This window comes from Escherichia sp. KTE114, assembly GCF_000407765.1.
Taxonomy (GTDB): domain Bacteria; phylum Pseudomonadota; class Gammaproteobacteria; order Enterobacterales; family Enterobacteriaceae; genus Escherichia; species Escherichia ruysiae.
The window spans coordinates 3,122,441-3,138,990 of record NZ_KE136626.1 but is presented as its reverse complement, the minus strand read 5'-3'; the positions used below and the strand labels follow the sequence as shown (position 1 = coordinate 3,138,990).

Genomic DNA, 16,550 nt, shown 5'->3' with positions numbered 1-16,550 from the left:
AATACATCGAAACCCAACCTTTTTACATTTTCATTTCTAAAGGTAACTGTTTAATTTTCCTGACGCTGATGACATCGGGCTTACACCTGAATGAATTTTGCGTTACTGGCGGCAATATTCTTTACATTAATTATGCAATTTTTATGGATGAGTTGTTGATATGCCATTGAAATCCAGAAAGCCATGCAGGCAAGTTTTCCATTTGCCATCTACGCTTAATTTTGAAGGTGTATCACCGGGCACGTTGTTCTCGCAGTCGGTAAGATGGCATGAGAGTTGCTGTGTTTTAGCAAGAGACGTCGTTCAGTTTACCTCTTCCGGGAGCCTCTACTATTCATATGAACGGCTCTTAACCTGTGCTAAAAAACGAAAGGACGGCATACCATGAATATATTCGATCACTATCGCCAGCGATATGAAGCTGCCAAGGACGAAGAGTTCACACTGCAGGAGTTTCTTACCACTTGTCGGCAAGATCGCAGTGCTTATGCCAACGCGGCTGAGCGGCTATTGATGGCTATTGGTGAGCCGGTCATGGTCGATACGGCCCAGGAGCCCAGACTTTCTCGACTCTTTTCCAACCGGGTCATTGCACGTTATCCGGCGTTTGAAGAGTTTTACGGCATGGAAGACGCGATTGAACAGATTGTCTCTTATCTGAAACACGCGGCTCAGGGGCTGGAAGAGAAGAAACAAATCCTGTATCTGCTGGGGCCTGTAGGTGGGGGTAAATCATCGCTTGCTGAGCGACTGAAATCATTAATGCAGCTCGTGCCTATTTATGTATTGAGCGCCAACGGTGAACGCAGCCCGGTCAACGATCATCCGTTCTGTCTGTTCAATCCACAGGAAGATGCGCAGATCCTGGAAAAAGAGTATGGCATTCCTCGCCGTTATCTCGGCACCATCATGTCGCCGTGGGCTGCGAAACGTCTGCATGAGTTTGGTGGCGACATCACTAAATTCCGGGTTGTGAAGGTCTGGCCGTCTATTCTGCAACAAATTGCCATCGCCAAAACGGAACCCGGCGATGAGAATAACCAGGACATCTCCGCGCTGGTAGGGAAAGTCGATATTCGTAAACTCGAACACTACGCGCAGAACGATCCGGACGCCTATGGTTATTCCGGTGCGCTGTGCCGTGCAAACCAGGGGATCATGGAATTTGTCGAGATGTTTAAAGCACCGATAAAAGTGCTGCATCCCCTGTTGACCGCCACCCAGGAAGGTAACTACAACGGGACGGAAGGTATCTCCGCCCTGCCGTTCAACGGGATTATTCTCGCCCACTCGAACGAATCCGAATGGGTCACTTTCCGTAATAACAAAAACAACGAAGCCTTCCTCGACCGTGTTTACATCGTGAAGGTGCCGTATTGCTTGCGCATTTCCGAAGAGATCAAAATCTACGAGAAACTGCTTAATCACAGTGAATTGACTCACGCCCCATGCGCGCCTGGTACGCTTGAAACGCTGTCACGTTTTTCCATTCTTTCGCGTCTGAAAGAGCCAGAAAACTCCAGCATTTATTCAAAGATGCGCGTTTACGATGGCGAAAGCCTGAAAGATACCGACCCGAAAGCCAAGTCGTATCAGGAATATCGTGATTACGCAGGCGTCGATGAAGGGATGAACGGTCTGTCAACGCGTTTCGCGTTTAAGATCCTCTCCCGCGTGTTTAACTTCGATCACGTGGAAGTGGCGGCTAACCCGGTTCACTTGTTCTACGTTCTTGAACAGCAGATTGAGCGCGAGCAGTTCCCGCAAGAGCAGGCAGAACGCTATCTGGAGTTCCTGAAAGGTTATCTGATCCCGAAATATGCCGAGTTTATCGGTAAAGAGATCCAGACAGCTTATCTCGAATCCTATTCCGAATATGGGCAGAACATTTTCGACCGTTATGTCACCTATGCGGATTTCTGGATCCAGGATCAGGAATATCGCGACCCGGATACCGGGCAGCTGTTTGACCGCGAATCTCTTAACGCCGAGCTGGAGAAAATTGAAAAACCGGCGGGGATCAGCAATCCGAAAGATTTCCGCAACGAGATTGTCAACTTCGTGCTGCGCGCCAGGGCGAATAACAGCGGACGCAATCCGAACTGGACCAGCTACGAAAAACTGCGCACGGTTATCGAGAAGAAAATGTTCTCCAATACCGAAGAGTTGTTGCCGGTCATTTCGTTTAACGCCAAAACCTCAACCGACGAGCAGAAGAAACACGACGATTTTGTCGACCGTATGATGGAAAAAGGCTACACCCGTAAACAGGTGCGTTTACTGTGCGAATGGTATTTGCGCGTACGTAAATCGTCTTAACAACAACGGCCCGGTGTACATGTTACCGGGCCGACAACGACAGCGAACCGCAGGCCGGATAAGCGAAGCGCATCCGGCAATACAGGTGCAGCATACAGTTGGCAAATGCAGTACGGGGGGCATATGACCTGGTTTATTGACCGGCGTCTGAACGGCAAAAACAAAAGCATGGTGAATCGCCAACGTTTTTTACGCCGTTATAAAGCGCAAATCAAACAGTCGATCTCCGAGGCCATCAATAAGCGTTCGGTGACCGACGTCGACAGCGGCGAGTCCGTTTCTATCCCAACGGAAGATATTAGCGAACCGATGTTTCATCAGGGGCGTGGCGGCCTGCGCCATCGCGTTCATCCGGGCAATGACCATTTTGTACAGAATGATCGAATTGAACGTCCCCAGGGTGGCGGCGGTGGCTCCGGCAGTGGTCAGGGTCAGGCCAGCCAGGACGGTGAAGGTCAGGATGAATTTGTCTTCCAGATTTCGAAAGACGAATATCTCGACCTGCTGTTTGAAGATTTAGCCTTACCCAATCTGAAACAAAACCAGCAACGCCAGTTGACCGAATATAAAACGCATCGGGCAGGCTACACCGCTAACGGCGTTCCTGCCAATATCAGCGTGGTGCGTTCATTGCAGAACTCACTGGCGCGACGTACCGCGATGACCGCAGGCAAGCGGCGGGAACTTCATGCTCTGGAAGAAAATCTGGCCATCATCAGCAACAGTGAACCTGCGCAATTGCTGGAAGAGGAACGGCTGCGCAAAGAGATTGCCGAATTACGCGCCAAAATTGAACGTGTTCCGTTCATCGACACCTTCGATTTACGTTACAAGAATTATGAGAAACGCCCCGATCCCTCCAGTCAGGCGGTGATGTTTTGCCTGATGGACGTTTCCGGGTCGATGGATCAATCCACAAAAGATATGGCCAAACGTTTTTATATATTGCTGTATCTGTTTCTCAGCAGAACATACAAGAACGTCGAAGTCGTTTATATCCGCCACCATACCCAGGCAAAAGAAGTTGATGAACATGAGTTTTTCTACTCACAGGAAACTGGCGGCACCATTGTTTCCAGCGCCCTGAAACTGATGGATGAGGTAGTGAAAGAGCGTTATAACCCGGCACAGTGGAATATCTACGCTGCACAAGCGTCGGACGGCGATAACTGGGCTGATGACTCTCCACTTTGCCATGAAATTCTGGCGAAAAAATTGTTGCCCGTTGTTCGTTATTACAGCTATATCGAAATTACCCGCCGCGCTCATCAAACATTGTGGCGGGAATATGAGCATCTGCAATCTACTTTCGAAAACTTTGCGATGCAGCATATCCGCGATCAGGATGATATTTATCCGGTGTTCCGCGAGCTATTCCATAAACAAAATGCAACTACTAAAGACTAAAACCATCAGCCGGGTCATTATTGCCTGGCTGATTTTTAGCTCACTGTAAATTAATTCATTTATTACATACGTTAGTTTACAATTTCTTTAAATATGTCAGCATCAGCTTTACAGAATTTAGTTCCATAAAAAAATCATTCGGAAAAAATAATTCTGTTAATACGTTTTTTTTCAGGGGTATTCTTTAATTATTTTTTTATCGATAAGGAAATTTGATCCTGGTCAAAACTATATATCTCTGCCATCAATAAAATCCAGCACTCACATTGCTCTCCTTTTTATGGTTTCTATGGGTACACAAAAATTAAAAGCTCAAAGCTTTTTTATTTTCAGCTTATTACTGACATTAATTTTATTTTGCATCACCACTTTATATAACGAAAACACCAATATAAAACTCATCCCGCAGATGAATTACCTGATGGTTGTTGTGGCTTTATTTTCCCTCAACTCCATCATCTTTCTTTTCATGCTAATGAAATATTTCATTAAGCGTGATATTTTCCCAACACTCATTTTAAGTCTTGCTTTTTTAAGTGGTCTTTTCTATTTAACTGAAACCATTTTCATTATTCATAAGCCTATCAATGACAGCACACTTATTCAGACGAAGTCGAATGATATTTCCATATTATATCTATTTCGCCAGCTAAGTTTCATTTGCTTAACCGCACTGGCTCTCTACTGTTATGGACGAAATAGCATCCTGACGAACAACAAGAAAAAAACCTGTATCTTGTTGCTGGCGCTGATACCTTTTATATTTTTCCCTTTTCTGGCACACAACCTGAGCAGCTATAATCCTGACTACTCTTTGTATGTCGTAGATTATTGTCCGGATAGTCATACGGCGAGCTGGGGAATTAACTACACCAAGATTTTGGTTTGTCTGTGGGCGTGTTTACTGTTTTTTATTATCATGCGTACACAATTAGCAAGCGAGTTGTGGCCGTCAATTGCATTATTATGTCTGGCATCGCTCTGCTGTAACTTGTTACTACTGACTCTGGATGAATATAATTATACTATCTGGTATATCAGTCGTGGCATTGAGGTTTCGAGTAAACTGTTTGTTGTCACCTTCTTGATATATAATATATTTCAGGAACTACAACTTTCCAGCAAACTAGCGGTTCATGATGTACTGACCAATATTTATAACCGTCGTCACTTTTTCAACAGTGTAGAGTCATTACTCTCTCGCACTGTTGTGAAGGATTTTTGTATTATGCTGGTAGATATTAACCAGTTCAAACGTATAAATGCTCAATGGGGCCATCATGTGGGCGATAAAGTTCTGGTTTCCATTGTCGATATTATCCAGCAAAGTATCCGCCCCGATGACATCTTCGCACGTCTGGATGGTGAAGTGTTTGGCTTGCTATTTACCGAATTGAATACCGCCCAGGCAAAAATTATCGCCGATCGGGTGCGTAAAAATGTCGAGCTCCTGACCGGATTTAGTAATAGATATAATGTCCCTGAACAAATGACCATCAGCATTGGCTGTGTTTTTTCCACGGGTGATACGCGTAATATCTCGCTTGTCATGACGGAAGCAGATAAAGCGTTATGTGAGGCGAAAACCGATGGCGGTAACAAAGTGATTATTCATTATATTTGAGTGCAAAATTATTCAAAGCCATGCTTTTTGCATGGCTCTGGCATACAATTTATTACCAATACCCCTAAATTTCCCCTCCCCAGCGGCGCAGAGATGAGTATAATTAGCGCCCCTATACCAGGCCGCAATCGAACTTTATCTGGTTTTCTCGTTTCACTAACCGAAGGAGTGCCATTTATCATGAAATTGCACCATAGAATGCTCCGGCATTTTATCGCCGCAAGTGTCATTGTGCTGACATCTTCCTTCCTTATTTTTGAACTTGTCGCCAGCGACAGGGCTATGAGTGCTTATTTGCGCTATATCGTCCAGAAAGCAGACTCCTCCTTTCTCTATGACAAGTATCAAAATCAGAGCATTGCCGCACACGTGATGCGCGCGCTTGCTGCGAAACAGTCTGAGGTGTCGCCAGAACAGCGACATGCCATCTGTGAGGCTTTTGAGTCTGCCAACAATACCCATGGCTTAAACCTGACTGCCCATACTTATGCGGATTTACACGGAACATTGCAGACCGCATCCACTGACTGCGACACAATTGTCGAAGCAGCGGCGCTATTACCGGCATTTGATCAGGCGGTGGAAGGTAACCGCCACTAGGATGATTACGGTTCCGGTCTTGGGATGGCCGAAGAGAAATTTCACTATTATCTCGATCTCAATGACCGCTATGTCTATTTTTACGAGCCGGTCAATGTTGAATACTTCGCGATGAATAACTGGTCCTTCCTGCAGTCAGGAAGCATTGGTATTGATCGTAAAGATATTGAAAAAGTGTTTACCGGTCGCACCGTATTATCGAGCATTTACCAGGATCAGCGTACTAAACAGAATGTGATGAGTTTGCTGACGCCAGTCTATGTTGCCGGGCAATTAAAAGGTATTGTGTTGCTGGATATTAGTAAAAACAATCTGCGCAATATTTTTTACACTCATGACCGCCCTCTCCTCTGGCGTTTTCTCAATGTTACGCTAACCGATACCGATTCGGGACGCGACATTATTATCAATCAGAGCGAAGATAATCTGTTTCAGTATGTCAGTTACGTCCATGACTTGCCTGGCGGCATTCGTGTTTCGTTATCCATTGATATTCTTTACTTTATTACATCATCATGGAAAAGCGTTGTATTCTGGCTGCTGACAGCATTGATATTACTCAACATGGTACGGATGCACTTCCGCCTGTACCAAAACGTGACTCGCGAAAATATCAGTGATGCGATGACCGGGCTATATAATCGCAAAATATTAACGCCTGAACTTGAGCAGCGTTTGCAGAAACTGGTGCAATCCGGTTCTTCGGTGATGTTTATTGCGATTGACATGGACAAGTTAAAGCAAATAAATGACACCCTCGGTCATCAGGAGGGCGATTTAGCCATTACGTTATTAGCTCAGGCGATTAAACAGTCGATTCGTAAAAGCGATTATGCCATCCGTCTCGGTGGAGACGAATTTTGCATTATTCTGGTCGATTCGACGCCGCAAATTGCAGCACAACTGCCTGAACGTATCGAAAAACGTCTGCAACATATCGCGCCGCAGAAAGAGATCGGCTTCTCTTCCGGTATTTACGCGATGAAAGAAAACGATACGTTACATGATGCATATAAAGCTTCCGATGAGCGTTTATATGTCAATAAGCAGAACAAAAACAGCCGTTCATGATAATCTTCTGTGGTTGTTTGCTTGTAATCTCAGGAGCATGAAATGACTGAAATGGCTAAAGGAAGCGTGACGCATCAGCGGTTAATCGCTTTATTATCACAAGAAGGCGCTAACTTTCGCATCGTTACCCACGAAGCGGTGGGTAAATGCGAAGCGGTGTCAGAAATTCGTGGCACCGCTTTAGGTCAGGGTGCTAAGGCACTGGTGTGTAAAGTCAAAGGTAATGGCGTAAATCAGCATGTTCTGGCGATCCTCGCTGCCGATCAACAAGCTGACCTTAGCCAACTCGCCAGCCACATCGGCGGGTTACGTGCTTCGCTGGCCAGCCCGGCGGAAGTCGATGAACTGACAGGCTGTGTCTTCGGTGCTATCCCGCCATTCAGCTTCCACCCAAAACTCAAACTGGTTGCCGACCCGCTACTCTTTGAGCGATTCGATGAGATCGCCTTCAACGCGGGTATGCTGGATAAATCCGTTATTCTGAACACCGCAGATTATTTACGCATTGCACAACCCGAACTGGTCAAATTCCGTCGTACTACGTAACTAGCTGGTTCGTTCAATAAGCAGAACAGATAGCACCAGCACAACCGCAATGGCAAAAAACGATGACGTGATAATCAGTGTCTCAACGAACATTTGATCGTTCATGGTCTTACCCCAGGGGATACCTGTTTTCACGTTATTGTTAGCGCACACAAATGGCAATTTGATGACAATTTGCCTGATTTTTTATGCATAACACGTAATTGTTCTCTGCTTCCTCTCATCAGCAGGCGTAAAGTAGGCAGGCTTATTATTTTTTGGCAAGGAAACCACGATGTTTGATGTCACTTTGCTGATCCTGCTCGGGTTAGCTGCGCTGGGCTTTATCAGCCACAACACCACTGTCGCCGTTTCAATTCTGGTGTTAATCATTGTCCGCGTCACACCGTTAAGCACCTTTTTCCCGTGGATCGAAAAACAAGGACTGAGTATCGGGATAATCATTCTGACTATCGGCGTAATGGCTCCTGTAGCCAGCGGGACACTGCCGCCATCGACACTTATTCACTCGTTTCTGAACTGGAAATCGCTGGTGGCAATTGCCGTGGGAGTGATTGTCTCCTGGCTTGGCGGACGCGGCGTGACCTTGATGGGCAGTCAGCCGCAACTGGTTGCCGGGCTGCTGGTGGGCACGATTTTAGGCGTGGCGCTGTTTCGCGGTGTGCCGGTCGGTCCGCTTATTGCCGCAGGTCTGGTCTCTCTGATCATCGGGAAACAGTAGTTAATCCCGCAATATACCGGCCTGGCGTTTGCCCCAGGCCTTTCTTAAACATGGTAATAAAAGCCGTTGTTGAATCATACCCCAGCATATGCGCCACTTTCTGTACACTATCGCCGTTCACTAACCTCTGAAGTGCCAGAATGAGCTGCAACTGATGACGCCACTGACGAAAGCTCAACCCCGTCTCTTTAACTATCAACCTGGCGAGATTGCGTTCACTCATCGCAAAAAAATTTGCCCATTGCCCCAATGTCCCCCATTCGACGGGCTCTTTTGCCATTGTATCCACCATCACGCGGATTTTGGGGTGCGAAGAAACGGGTAACTGCAACTGTTGTTGCGGTTGCTGAGGGAGTTCATCAAACAGCACCTGAATTAATCTGCGCGTCATTGGTTCAGCACGTTGAGCTGCTGTTCTTTTTGCCAGCGTTAAAATTAATTCACGACATAAAGGCGCAATTTTCAGCGTGCAACATTTTGTCGGCATTATCACCGCACTGGATTCAATAAATAAAAAACAAAGCTCGGCATTCGCTGTTACCTGATTACTATGCTCCACACCTCCGGGAATCCATACTGCATATTGTGGCGGCACCATCCACAGCGCATTTTCCACCGTACAGGTAATGGCTCCACGCAGAGCCAGTATCAGCTGCCCTTTGCGGTGCTGATGTACAGGACTGGTCAATTCATCCTTTCCGGCATGAATACAAAATGCGACCGCCGTTTCATGGTGAAGATCGGGTTCATAACCATTGAGATTTAACCTGTGCATCATTTTGTCCGAATTTAGCGATAATTTGTCATTTTAGCTTGATTCAACATAACAATAAAAACAGTAAGGTAGAGCCTCGCTTGTAACAATGAGATATCTATGATCCGTTCAACTTCATTAAGCGGCAAAAACAGGATTGTCCTGATAGCCGGCGTTCTAATGATTGCCACCACACTCCGTGTTACCTTCACCGGCGTAGCACCGTTACTGGATACCATTCGTTCCGCTTACTCACTGACGACGGCGCAAACAGGGTTACTGACGACCTTACCTTTATTAGCCTTTGCGCTGATATCTCCTCTTGCCGCGTCGGTGGCACGTCGTTTTGGTATAGAGCGCAGCCTGGTGGCAGCATTACTTTTGATTTGTGCTGGCATAGCAATTCGCTCTCTTCCTTCGGCTTACTTATTATTTGGCGGTACGATTATCATTGGCTGTGGAATTGCATTAGGGAATGTCTTGCTACCAGGTCTCATTAAACGCGATTTTCCCCATTCCGTCGCCAGACTTACCGGCGCATATTCCCTGACGATGGGCGCTGCAGCGGCTCTGGGGTCAGCTCTGGTGGTGCCGCTGGCTTTGAACGGTTTTGGCTGGCAGGGCGCGTTGCTCATGCTGATGTGTTTTCCTCTGCTGGCTCTATTTATATGGCTGCCGCAATGGCGTAATCAACAACATGTGAATTTGAGTACCTCACGCGCCTTACATACCCGGGGTATCTGGCGTTCGCCGCTTGCCTGGCAGGTCACATTGTTTCTTGGGATCAACTCACTGGTCTATTACGTGATTATCGGCTGGCTTCCGGCGATCCTCATCAGTCACGGCTACAGCGAGGCACAGGCAGGTTCGCTGCATGGTTTGTTGCAATTAGCCACTGCTGCTCCCGGTTTGCTGATCCCACTTTTCTTACATCATGTGAAAGATCAACGCGGTATTGCCGCTCTGGTCGCCTTAATGTGCGCAGTGGGTGCGGTTGGGCTCTGCTTTATGCCAGCACACGCTGTCACCTGGACTCTGCTTTTCGGTTTTGGTTCCGGGGCAACAATGATACTTGGACTAACGTTTATCGGACTGCGAGCAAGCTCTGCGCATCAGGCCGCTGCTCTTTCTGGTATGGCACAATCCGTCGGGTATCTGCTGGCAGCTTGTGGGCCGCCGCTAATGGGCAAAATACACGATGCTAACGGTGACTGGTCCACGCCACTGATTGTTGTCGCAATTCTTTCACTGCTGATGGCGATTTTTGGACTTTGCGCCGGAAGAGACAAAGAAATTCGTTGATGTCCGGTGCTATAGTGACGATGCAAATCATGCGTGAAAGGGAGAACAAACACGATGAATATTCAGTGTAAACGCGTTTATGATCCGGCTGAACAGAGCGATGGTTATCGCGTACTGGTCGACCGTCTCTGGCCGCGTGGTATCAAGAAAACTGATTTAGCACTTGATGAGTGGGATAAAGAGATCACGCCGTCAACGGAACTGCGCAAAGCCTTTCACGGCGAAGTGATCGATTTTAAAACCTTTCGCGAACAATATATTGCAGAACTGGCGCAACACGAGCCAGAAGGGAAACGGCTGGCGGAAATCGCCCAAAAACAGCCGCTGACCCTGCTCTACTCGGCAAAAAATACCACGCAAAACCATGCGCTGGTGCTGGCCGACTGGCTGCGAAGCTTGTGATTTTAGCCTGGCATCCGGCGGTTATTTTTCACCCGCCGGATGATCCCGTCGCCATAATGCCCATTCATCAATCGTTTCACCGCCCGGTAATTTGCAATTGTTGCTGACCCCTTGCGATGTCTGCACGGGAATGAGCGTACCGCCTTTCTGTTGGCAGTAGACCGACGCCGGATTCGCCATCCCAACATGCGGCGGTTTTGGTGCGTCGGGTTGAGAAGTGGTTGAACATCCCGCAAGAATTAACAGGCAAGGCAGAGTAAAACTGATAATTTTCATTCGTTGATCTCATACGTTTATCTACGCCTTAGAGTATCGCGGTATCGTTTTGTTTTGCAGCACTATTTCCTTTACATTCACTTAAAATATATTACGGCTAGTTTCATCTTCTTTGATGATGTTTTATCATGCCTGCAAAGATTAAATAATCAGCATTTTACCCGCCGTATCCTGGAGTTCTTTCGTGTCAGATCAGATTATTGCCCGCGTCTCACAGTCACTCGCCTCAGAACATTCTCTGGAAAGTCTGGTTCGGCAACTTCTGGAGATGCTGGAAATGGTCACCGACATGGAATCGACCTATTTGACAAAGGTGGATATTGACGCGCGACTGCAACATATCCTGTTTGCCCGTAACAGCCAGAAAATGCACATCCCGGAGAATTTTACCGTCTCGTGGGATTACTCGTTGTGCAAACGCGCCATTGATGAAAACTGTTTTTTCAGCGATGAAGTTCCAGGCCGTTGGGGTGACTGCATTGCGGCACGCAATCTTGGTATTACCACATTCCTGAGCACACCAATTCACTTACCGGATGGATCATTCTATGGCACGCTTTGCGCCGCCAGCAGTGAAAAGCGCCCGTGGAGTGAACGCGCAGAGCAGGTTTTGCAGCTATTCGCCGGACTGATTGCACAATATATTCAAAAAGAGGCGCTGGTTGAGCAATTACGTGAAGCCAATGCCGCTCTGATTGCGCAATCTTACACCGACTCTTTGACCGGCCTACCGAATCGGCGGGCGATTTTTGATAATCTGACGACGCTGTTTTCCCTCGCTCGGCATCTGAAGCGTAAGGCAATTATTGCTTTTATCGACCTGGATAACTTCAAATTAATCAACGACCGATTTGGTCACAATAGCGGCGATCTGTTTCTTATTCAGGTTGGCGAGCGCCTCACCAGGCTACATCAGAATGGCGAGATTATTGGTCGTCTCGGCGGCGATGAATTTTTGGTCGTTGCCCTGGCTAATGAAAATGCCGATATCCAGTCACTGCGTGAGCGTATCCAACAGCAAATACGTGGAGAATATCACCTGGGTGATATTGATCTGTTTTATCCTGGCGCCAGTCTTGGCGTAGTAGAAGTGGATCCTGAAACCACCGATGCAGACAGTGCCCTACATGCTGCCGATATCGCGATGTATCAGGAGAAAAAACACAAACAGAAACCCCCTTTTGTCGCGCATTCAGACAGGCACTCCTGAGGCGTATTCACATCCTTTTCTTTGGTGGTAACATGCGAATCGGTATTGTTTTTCCCGTCGTGATCTTTATTACGGCAATCATATTTTTAGCGTGGTTTTTTATTGGCGGCTATGCGGCCCCAGGGACATGAAGATGAAAAAAACAACGATTATTATGATGGGCGTGGCGATTATTGTCGTTCTTGGCACCGAGCTGGGATGGTGGTAATACCGCGTCGAAAAAATAGCAAAGGCTGCCTGTAGGCAGCCTTTGTGCTTTTCAGTATTAACTTTTGACTTTTCTGTAGATAAACAGCACGACCAGCGCACCAATCACGGCAACCACAAAACTACCAAAGTTGAAGCCATCGACTTTGCCAAAACCAAACAGTGTACTGATCCATCCACCAACTACGGCACCGATAATTCCCAGCAGGATGGTCATAAAGAATCCACCACCATCTTTACCAGGCATGATCCACTTCGCCAGAATACCGGCAATAAGTCCAAAAATAATCCATGACAGAATGCCCATTGTTTCCTCACTTATCTGTTTTGCATTAGCGGGTTAGTCGCTGATAAAAAGCATAGCACAACATAAGAGAGGCAAGAATTGTGATATGTGTCACAGAGCATTTTTTTTACGATGCCGCAGAATTAGCGCCATCTACATTAGCAATAATTACCAACCACACACATCATGTTCATTTTCCGTGTCATAAGAACGCACGGTATTGACGAGATCTTTTATCACTTCGGCCGCCACTTCTGGCACCAGTAATGTCATCGGCGTCTCTGTTTCGTAATCGACAGAAACGCCATTACTGTTATTGGTGACGGTTACGGTATACGTTGCTTTGCCCATAATTCATTTCCCGCTATGAATGACTTTCCGTTGTTTTGCACCTTCCATCAGGACTTCAGGAGCAACGAAGAAGTCGATGTTGAAATAAGTATCGTCAGTCATGGCTTCAATATTGTGCCACTTTTCCGGCGGGAACACTGCGAATTGACCTGCTTCGATGAGGATCACCTGATCAGGTTCTGCGCTGTGTTCATCGGCGTAGCCGAGATATTTGACCGCCCCATGCATAACGGACAGGCGTGGATAAACACCCGGACGCGTTCCTTTATCAAGATGACGTTCGAATATTCCGGCAGGCGCAGTTTGTTTATTCCAGAAAGGTGTTGAGCGCGTATGAATGTAATTTTGTGGGATTTGCAGCATTTTTTTCCCTCCTTCGGTAAATATGCTGAAAACCATTTATTCCAGCCGTTTCAGGGTACGCCTGATAATTTGCATTTTAAATACCATTTATTGGTTACTTTTTAACGTCATCCAGGCGAAATATAGATGTATTTCAGGAGGGAAGCCCGCAGCATCGCGGGCTGAAAGCATCAGGACTGCAGCGTCGCCAGTCGTGCGGCAAAACCCACAAACATCAGGCCAATCAGCGAGTTGCCCACTTTAGCCAGTTTCTTTTTGGTCCGAATGTACTGCGTGACAAAAGCACCAGAAATAATCAGGAAGCTCAAATAACAGAAGCTTACCAGTTCCAGAGTTGTCGCCAGAATAAAGAATGAAATCCCCGTATGTGGCGCATTAACATCGATAAACTGTACGAAAAACGACACATAGAACAAAATGGCTTTCGGATTGGTCAGACTCAAAATTAACGCGCGCTTGAAAATAGCGCCATATTGAGGTTCATCTGATTTGGCCTCGCTATTTTTACCCTTCAGGGTAGCGTAAAGAATTTTACTCCCCAGATAGAGCAAATAAAACGCGCCAAGATAACGTACAATATTGAATAATATCGGTGTGGTCTTAATTAAGGTTGCTACACCGGCCCACGCCAGAAACATCAATACTGCATCGCCAATAAATACACCACAGGCCGCAAGATAACCGCCTTTCACTCCACTGCTAACGCTATTTTTAAGCACAAACAGGGTATTCGGCCCTGGCACCAGCACGATAAAAATGGCCCCAACCAGATAGGTCCAGTAATTCAGAACCCCATATTCTGCGAACACGTTAACCTCTTTAATTCTCTTTGGATCATGCGCGATTAAAGGTGAATATGCTAACCAATCCGCAACGGCTTAGAAAGGAGAAAATCAGGTTTTAACCTGACAATAACCTGAGAATAGAGTAAAAAATGGCGCTCATTCCAGTGAAAAATTCGGGTAATGATTTGCAAAATACTGGCGCAAAAACTCTACCGTAATCCTTACTTTTGCGGATGTCGCCAACCTTGAGACATAAACAGCCCAGACATTTGCTGGCTGATAATATTCAGGTAAAACCTGTACCAGATGTCCACTGGCAATATTTTCACTAACGTCCCACCAGGAGCGCAGCGCAATCCCTTGTCCATCGAGACACCACTGATGGACAATTTCACCATGATTAGACGACATCGGTCCGGTGACTTTAATGGCATGGTGCCCCTCTTTATTGCGCAACTGCCAGACACCAAACGGATGATCGCGCTCTTTTATGACCAGGCAGGGTAACGCAGAAAGATCCGTTAAATGTTTCGGTGCACCATATCGCGCAATAAACTCCGGCGACGCGCAGAGAATACGGTAATTGGTCGCCAGTTTACGGGCAATTAAGTTAGGTGCAATGTCGTCGCCAATACGAATATCCAGATCGACCCCTTCATTGACCAAATCGACCAACCGGTCTTCCACATCAAAACGTAACTCCAGTTGCGGATACGCCTTCGCCAGTGCTGACAGTGCCGGAGCTACCACCTGCCGTCCAAAACCAAAACTGCTGATAATACGCAGCATTCCCTGCGGCACCTGGCGCACGTCGGAAAGCTCATCCATCATCTGCCCGACATCCTGCAAAATCCGCTGCGCCCATTCATAAATCCGCTCACCTTCCTCGGTAATGGTGACGCGACGGGTGGTGCGGTGTAATAGCACCACGTTCAGAGTTTGCTCCAGCAAGGCGATGCGCTTGCTGACGAAGGCCGGTGAAACGCCTAATTCTTCCGCCACGGCGGCAAAACCAGCCCGGCGAGCCACCAGCATAAAGACGCGCAAATCGTTCAGCAGCGGTAAATTATTCATGATTCGTGTTTTATGTTTCACCAGTTGCGGGGATTAATTCCTGATCAGTCAATTATAGGATGGTGGAGTTGTCAATTTTGCTGATCAGGAAGTGAGAACCTAATGATGAAAACGATGCGTATTGCTGCGATCCCTGGAGACGGGATTGGCAAAGAAGTCCTTCCTGAAGGGATTCGTGTGTTACAGGCTGCTGCTGAACGCTGGGGCTTTGCCTTAAGTTTTGAGCAGATGGAGTGGGCAAGCTGCGAGTATTACAGCCATCACGGCAAAATGATGCCGGACGACTGGCATGAACAACTCAGCGGTTTCGACGCTATCTACTTTGGTGCCGTCGGCTGGCCGGACACCGTTCCGGATCATATTTCGTTATGGGGATCGCTGCTGAAATTTCGCCGCGAGTTTGATCAGTACGTCAACCTGCGCCCGGTACGCCTCTTTCCCGGCGTTCCCTGCCCACTGGCGGGTAAACAGCCTGGCGACATCGATTTTTACGTGGTGCGCGAAAATACGGAAGGCGAATACTCGTCTCTGGGCGGTCGACTGAACGAGGGAACAGAACATGAAGTTGTCATTCAGGAATCGGTATTTACCCGCCGTGGCGTCGATCGCATTTTGCAATATGCTTTTGAGCTGGCACAAAGCCGCCCGCGCAAAACCCTGACTTCTGCCACGAAATCTAACGGTTTAGCCATTAGTATGCCGTACTGGGATGAGCGAGTAGAAGCAATGGCAGAAAATTACCCGGAAATCCGCTGGGACAAGCAGCATATTGATATTCTCTGTGCGCGCTTTGTGATGCAACCGGAACGCTTTGATGTGGTGGTAGCGTCTAATTTATTTGGCGATATTCTTTCCGATCTTGGCCCGGCCTGCACCGGCACCATCGGCATTGCCCCATCCGCCAACCTGAATCCGGAACGCACTTTCCCGTCGCTCTTCGAGCCAGTCCACGGCTCTGCGCCGGATATCTACGGTAAAAATATTGCCAACCCTATCGCGACGATTTGGGCCGGGGCAATGATGCTGGATTTCCTTGGCAATGGCGATGAGCGTTTCCAGCAAGCGCACAACGGCATTCTGGCAGCGATTGAAGAAGTGATTGCTCACGGGCCGAAAACACCCGATATGAAAGGTAATGCCACCACGCCACAGGTTGCCGACGCGATTTGCAAAATTATTTTGCGTTAAGGTCGAACCAGTTTATTTGAACCGCGTCACTGACGCGGTTTTTTTATTCGTTCTTTACAGTAAA

At 47.3% G+C, this 16,550-nt stretch carries 19 protein-coding genes and 1 pseudogene; 12 read left to right on the top strand and 8 right to left on the bottom strand.

Going from position 1 to position 16,550, the window contains the following annotated elements:
- The first annotated feature begins 384 nt into the window (after positions 1-384).
- From yeaG to yeaK, 5 genes and pseudogenes are all read left to right on the top strand, one after another.
- Complete coding sequence (yeaG, locus tag WC5_RS06280) at positions 385-2,319, top strand: protein kinase YeaG (RefSeq protein WP_001019882.1); 1,935 nt, start codon at positions 385-387, stop codon at positions 2,317-2,319.
- Between the two features lie 123 nt (positions 2,320-2,442).
- Positions 2,443-3,726, top strand: a complete 1,284-nt coding sequence (locus WC5_RS06285; protein ID WP_000219690.1) for a YeaH/YhbH family protein — start codon at positions 2,443-2,445, stop codon at positions 3,724-3,726.
- A gap of 280 nt (positions 3,727-4,006) precedes the next feature.
- Positions 4,007-5,350 (top strand): sensor domain-containing diguanylate cyclase, encoded by a 1,344-nt coding sequence (locus tag WC5_RS06290; RefSeq protein ID WP_016231679.1) that lies wholly within the window; start codon positions 4,007-4,009, stop codon positions 5,348-5,350.
- 180 nt (positions 5,351-5,530) lie between these two features.
- Positions 5,531-7,021: pseudogene (gene dgcJ, locus WC5_RS06300) on the top strand (diguanylate cyclase DgcJ).
- 42 nt (positions 7,022-7,063) lie between these two features.
- Positions 7,064-7,567: a mischarged aminoacyl-tRNA deacylase gene (yeaK, locus tag WC5_RS06305; RefSeq protein ID WP_000138049.1), complete on the top strand. Its 504-nt coding sequence runs from the start codon at positions 7,064-7,066 to the stop codon at positions 7,565-7,567.
- Here the strand turns inward: yeaK and yoaI are convergent, their stop codons facing one another.
- Complete coding sequence (gene yoaI / locus WC5_RS0122520; protein ID WP_000999631.1) at positions 7,568-7,672, bottom strand: small membrane protein YoaI; 105 nt, start codon at positions 7,670-7,672, stop codon at positions 7,568-7,570.
- Positions 7,673-7,841: 169 nt separating this feature from the next.
- On the opposite strand from yoaI, the gene WC5_RS06310 reads away from it, so the two are divergent.
- Positions 7,842-8,288, top strand: a complete 447-nt coding sequence (locus WC5_RS06310; protein ID WP_000460713.1) for a DUF441 domain-containing protein — start codon at positions 7,842-7,844, stop codon at positions 8,286-8,288.
- Here the strand turns inward: WC5_RS06310 and WC5_RS06315 are convergent.
- Positions 8,272-9,066 carry an AraC family transcriptional regulator gene (locus WC5_RS06315; protein ID WP_000972230.1) on the bottom strand — a complete coding sequence of 265 codons (795 nt, stop codon included), beginning with the start codon at positions 9,064-9,066 and terminating at the stop codon, positions 8,272-8,274. The genes WC5_RS06310 and WC5_RS06315 overlap by 17 nt on opposite strands.
- A 96-nt stretch (positions 9,067-9,162) precedes the next feature.
- Here WC5_RS06315 and nimT point away from each other — a divergent pair, with 96 nt between their 5' ends.
- Both nimT and WC5_RS06325 read left to right on the top strand, forming a co-directional pair.
- Positions 9,163-10,344 carry a 2-nitroimidazole transporter gene (nimT, locus tag WC5_RS06320; protein ID WP_000621406.1) on the top strand — a complete coding sequence of 394 codons (1,182 nt, stop codon included), beginning with the start codon at positions 9,163-9,165 and terminating at the stop codon, positions 10,342-10,344.
- 54 nt (positions 10,345-10,398) lie between these two features.
- Positions 10,399-10,746, top strand: a complete 348-nt coding sequence (locus tag WC5_RS06325) for a DUF488 domain-containing protein (protein WP_010349485.1) — start codon at positions 10,399-10,401, stop codon at positions 10,744-10,746.
- A gap of 21 nt (positions 10,747-10,767) precedes the next feature.
- On the opposite strand, the gene WC5_RS06330 is transcribed toward WC5_RS06325, so the two are convergent.
- Positions 10,768-11,022 carry a putative hemolysin gene (locus tag WC5_RS06330; protein WP_000691925.1) on the bottom strand — a complete coding sequence of 85 codons (255 nt, stop codon included), beginning with the start codon at positions 11,020-11,022 and terminating at the stop codon, positions 10,768-10,770.
- Positions 11,023-11,206: 184 nt separating this feature from the next.
- Here WC5_RS06330 and WC5_RS06335 point away from each other — a divergent pair, with 184 nt between their 5' ends.
- From WC5_RS06335 to yoaJ, 3 genes are read left to right on the top strand one after another with little or no spacing between them, the layout of a single operon-like run.
- The gene (locus tag WC5_RS06335) at positions 11,207-12,232 is read left to right on the top strand and encodes a sensor domain-containing diguanylate cyclase (protein WP_010349484.1); all 1,026 of its coding nucleotides are present in this window, start codon (positions 11,207-11,209) and stop codon (positions 12,230-12,232) included.
- A 32-nt stretch (positions 12,233-12,264) separates the two neighbouring features.
- Entirely contained in the window at positions 12,265-12,363 is a 99-nt protein-coding gene (locus WC5_RS0122515) for a YoaK family small membrane protein (RefSeq protein ID WP_032159895.1), read from the top strand.
- A gap of 2 nt (positions 12,364-12,365) precedes the next feature.
- Positions 12,366-12,440 carry a protein YoaJ gene (gene yoaJ, locus WC5_RS24930; protein ID WP_001386836.1) on the top strand — a complete coding sequence of 25 codons (75 nt, stop codon included), beginning with the start codon at positions 12,366-12,368 and terminating at the stop codon, positions 12,438-12,440.
- Positions 12,441-12,497: 57 nt separating this feature from the next.
- On the opposite strand, the gene WC5_RS06340 is transcribed toward yoaJ, so the two are convergent.
- The 5 genes from WC5_RS06340 to dmlR all read right to left on the bottom strand — a co-directional run bounded on the left by WC5_RS06340 (position 12,498) and on the right by dmlR (position 15,298).
- The gene (locus WC5_RS06340; RefSeq protein WP_000512152.1) at positions 12,498-12,746 is read right to left on the bottom strand and encodes a GlsB/YeaQ/YmgE family stress response membrane protein; all 249 of its coding nucleotides are present in this window, start codon (positions 12,744-12,746) and stop codon (positions 12,498-12,500) included.
- Positions 12,747-12,893: 147 nt separating this feature from the next.
- A complete protein-coding gene (locus tag WC5_RS06345) occupies positions 12,894-13,076 on the bottom strand; it encodes a DUF1869 domain-containing protein (RefSeq protein WP_000513737.1) in 183 nt (60 codons plus the stop codon).
- Between the two features lie 3 nt (positions 13,077-13,079).
- Positions 13,080-13,439, bottom strand: coding sequence for a DUF1971 domain-containing protein YeaR (gene yeaR, locus WC5_RS06350; protein WP_000939314.1), 360 nt, complete (start codon positions 13,437-13,439; stop codon positions 13,080-13,082).
- A gap of 170 nt (positions 13,440-13,609) precedes the next feature.
- Complete coding sequence (gene leuE, locus WC5_RS06355; RefSeq protein WP_000457214.1) at positions 13,610-14,248, bottom strand: leucine efflux protein LeuE; 639 nt, start codon at positions 14,246-14,248, stop codon at positions 13,610-13,612.
- A 132-nt stretch (positions 14,249-14,380) separates the two neighbouring features.
- Complete coding sequence (gene dmlR / locus WC5_RS06360; RefSeq protein ID WP_016158134.1) at positions 14,381-15,298, bottom strand: DNA-binding transcriptional regulator DmlR; 918 nt, start codon at positions 15,296-15,298, stop codon at positions 14,381-14,383.
- 102 nt (positions 15,299-15,400) lie between these two features.
- Here dmlR and dmlA point away from each other — a divergent pair, with 102 nt between their 5' ends.
- The gene (gene dmlA / locus WC5_RS06365; RefSeq protein WP_000978479.1) at positions 15,401-16,486 is read left to right on the top strand and encodes a multifunctional D-malate/3-isopropylmalate/tartarate dehydrogenase; all 1,086 of its coding nucleotides are present in this window, start codon (positions 15,401-15,403) and stop codon (positions 16,484-16,486) included.
- Positions 16,487-16,550 lie beyond the last annotated feature (64 nt).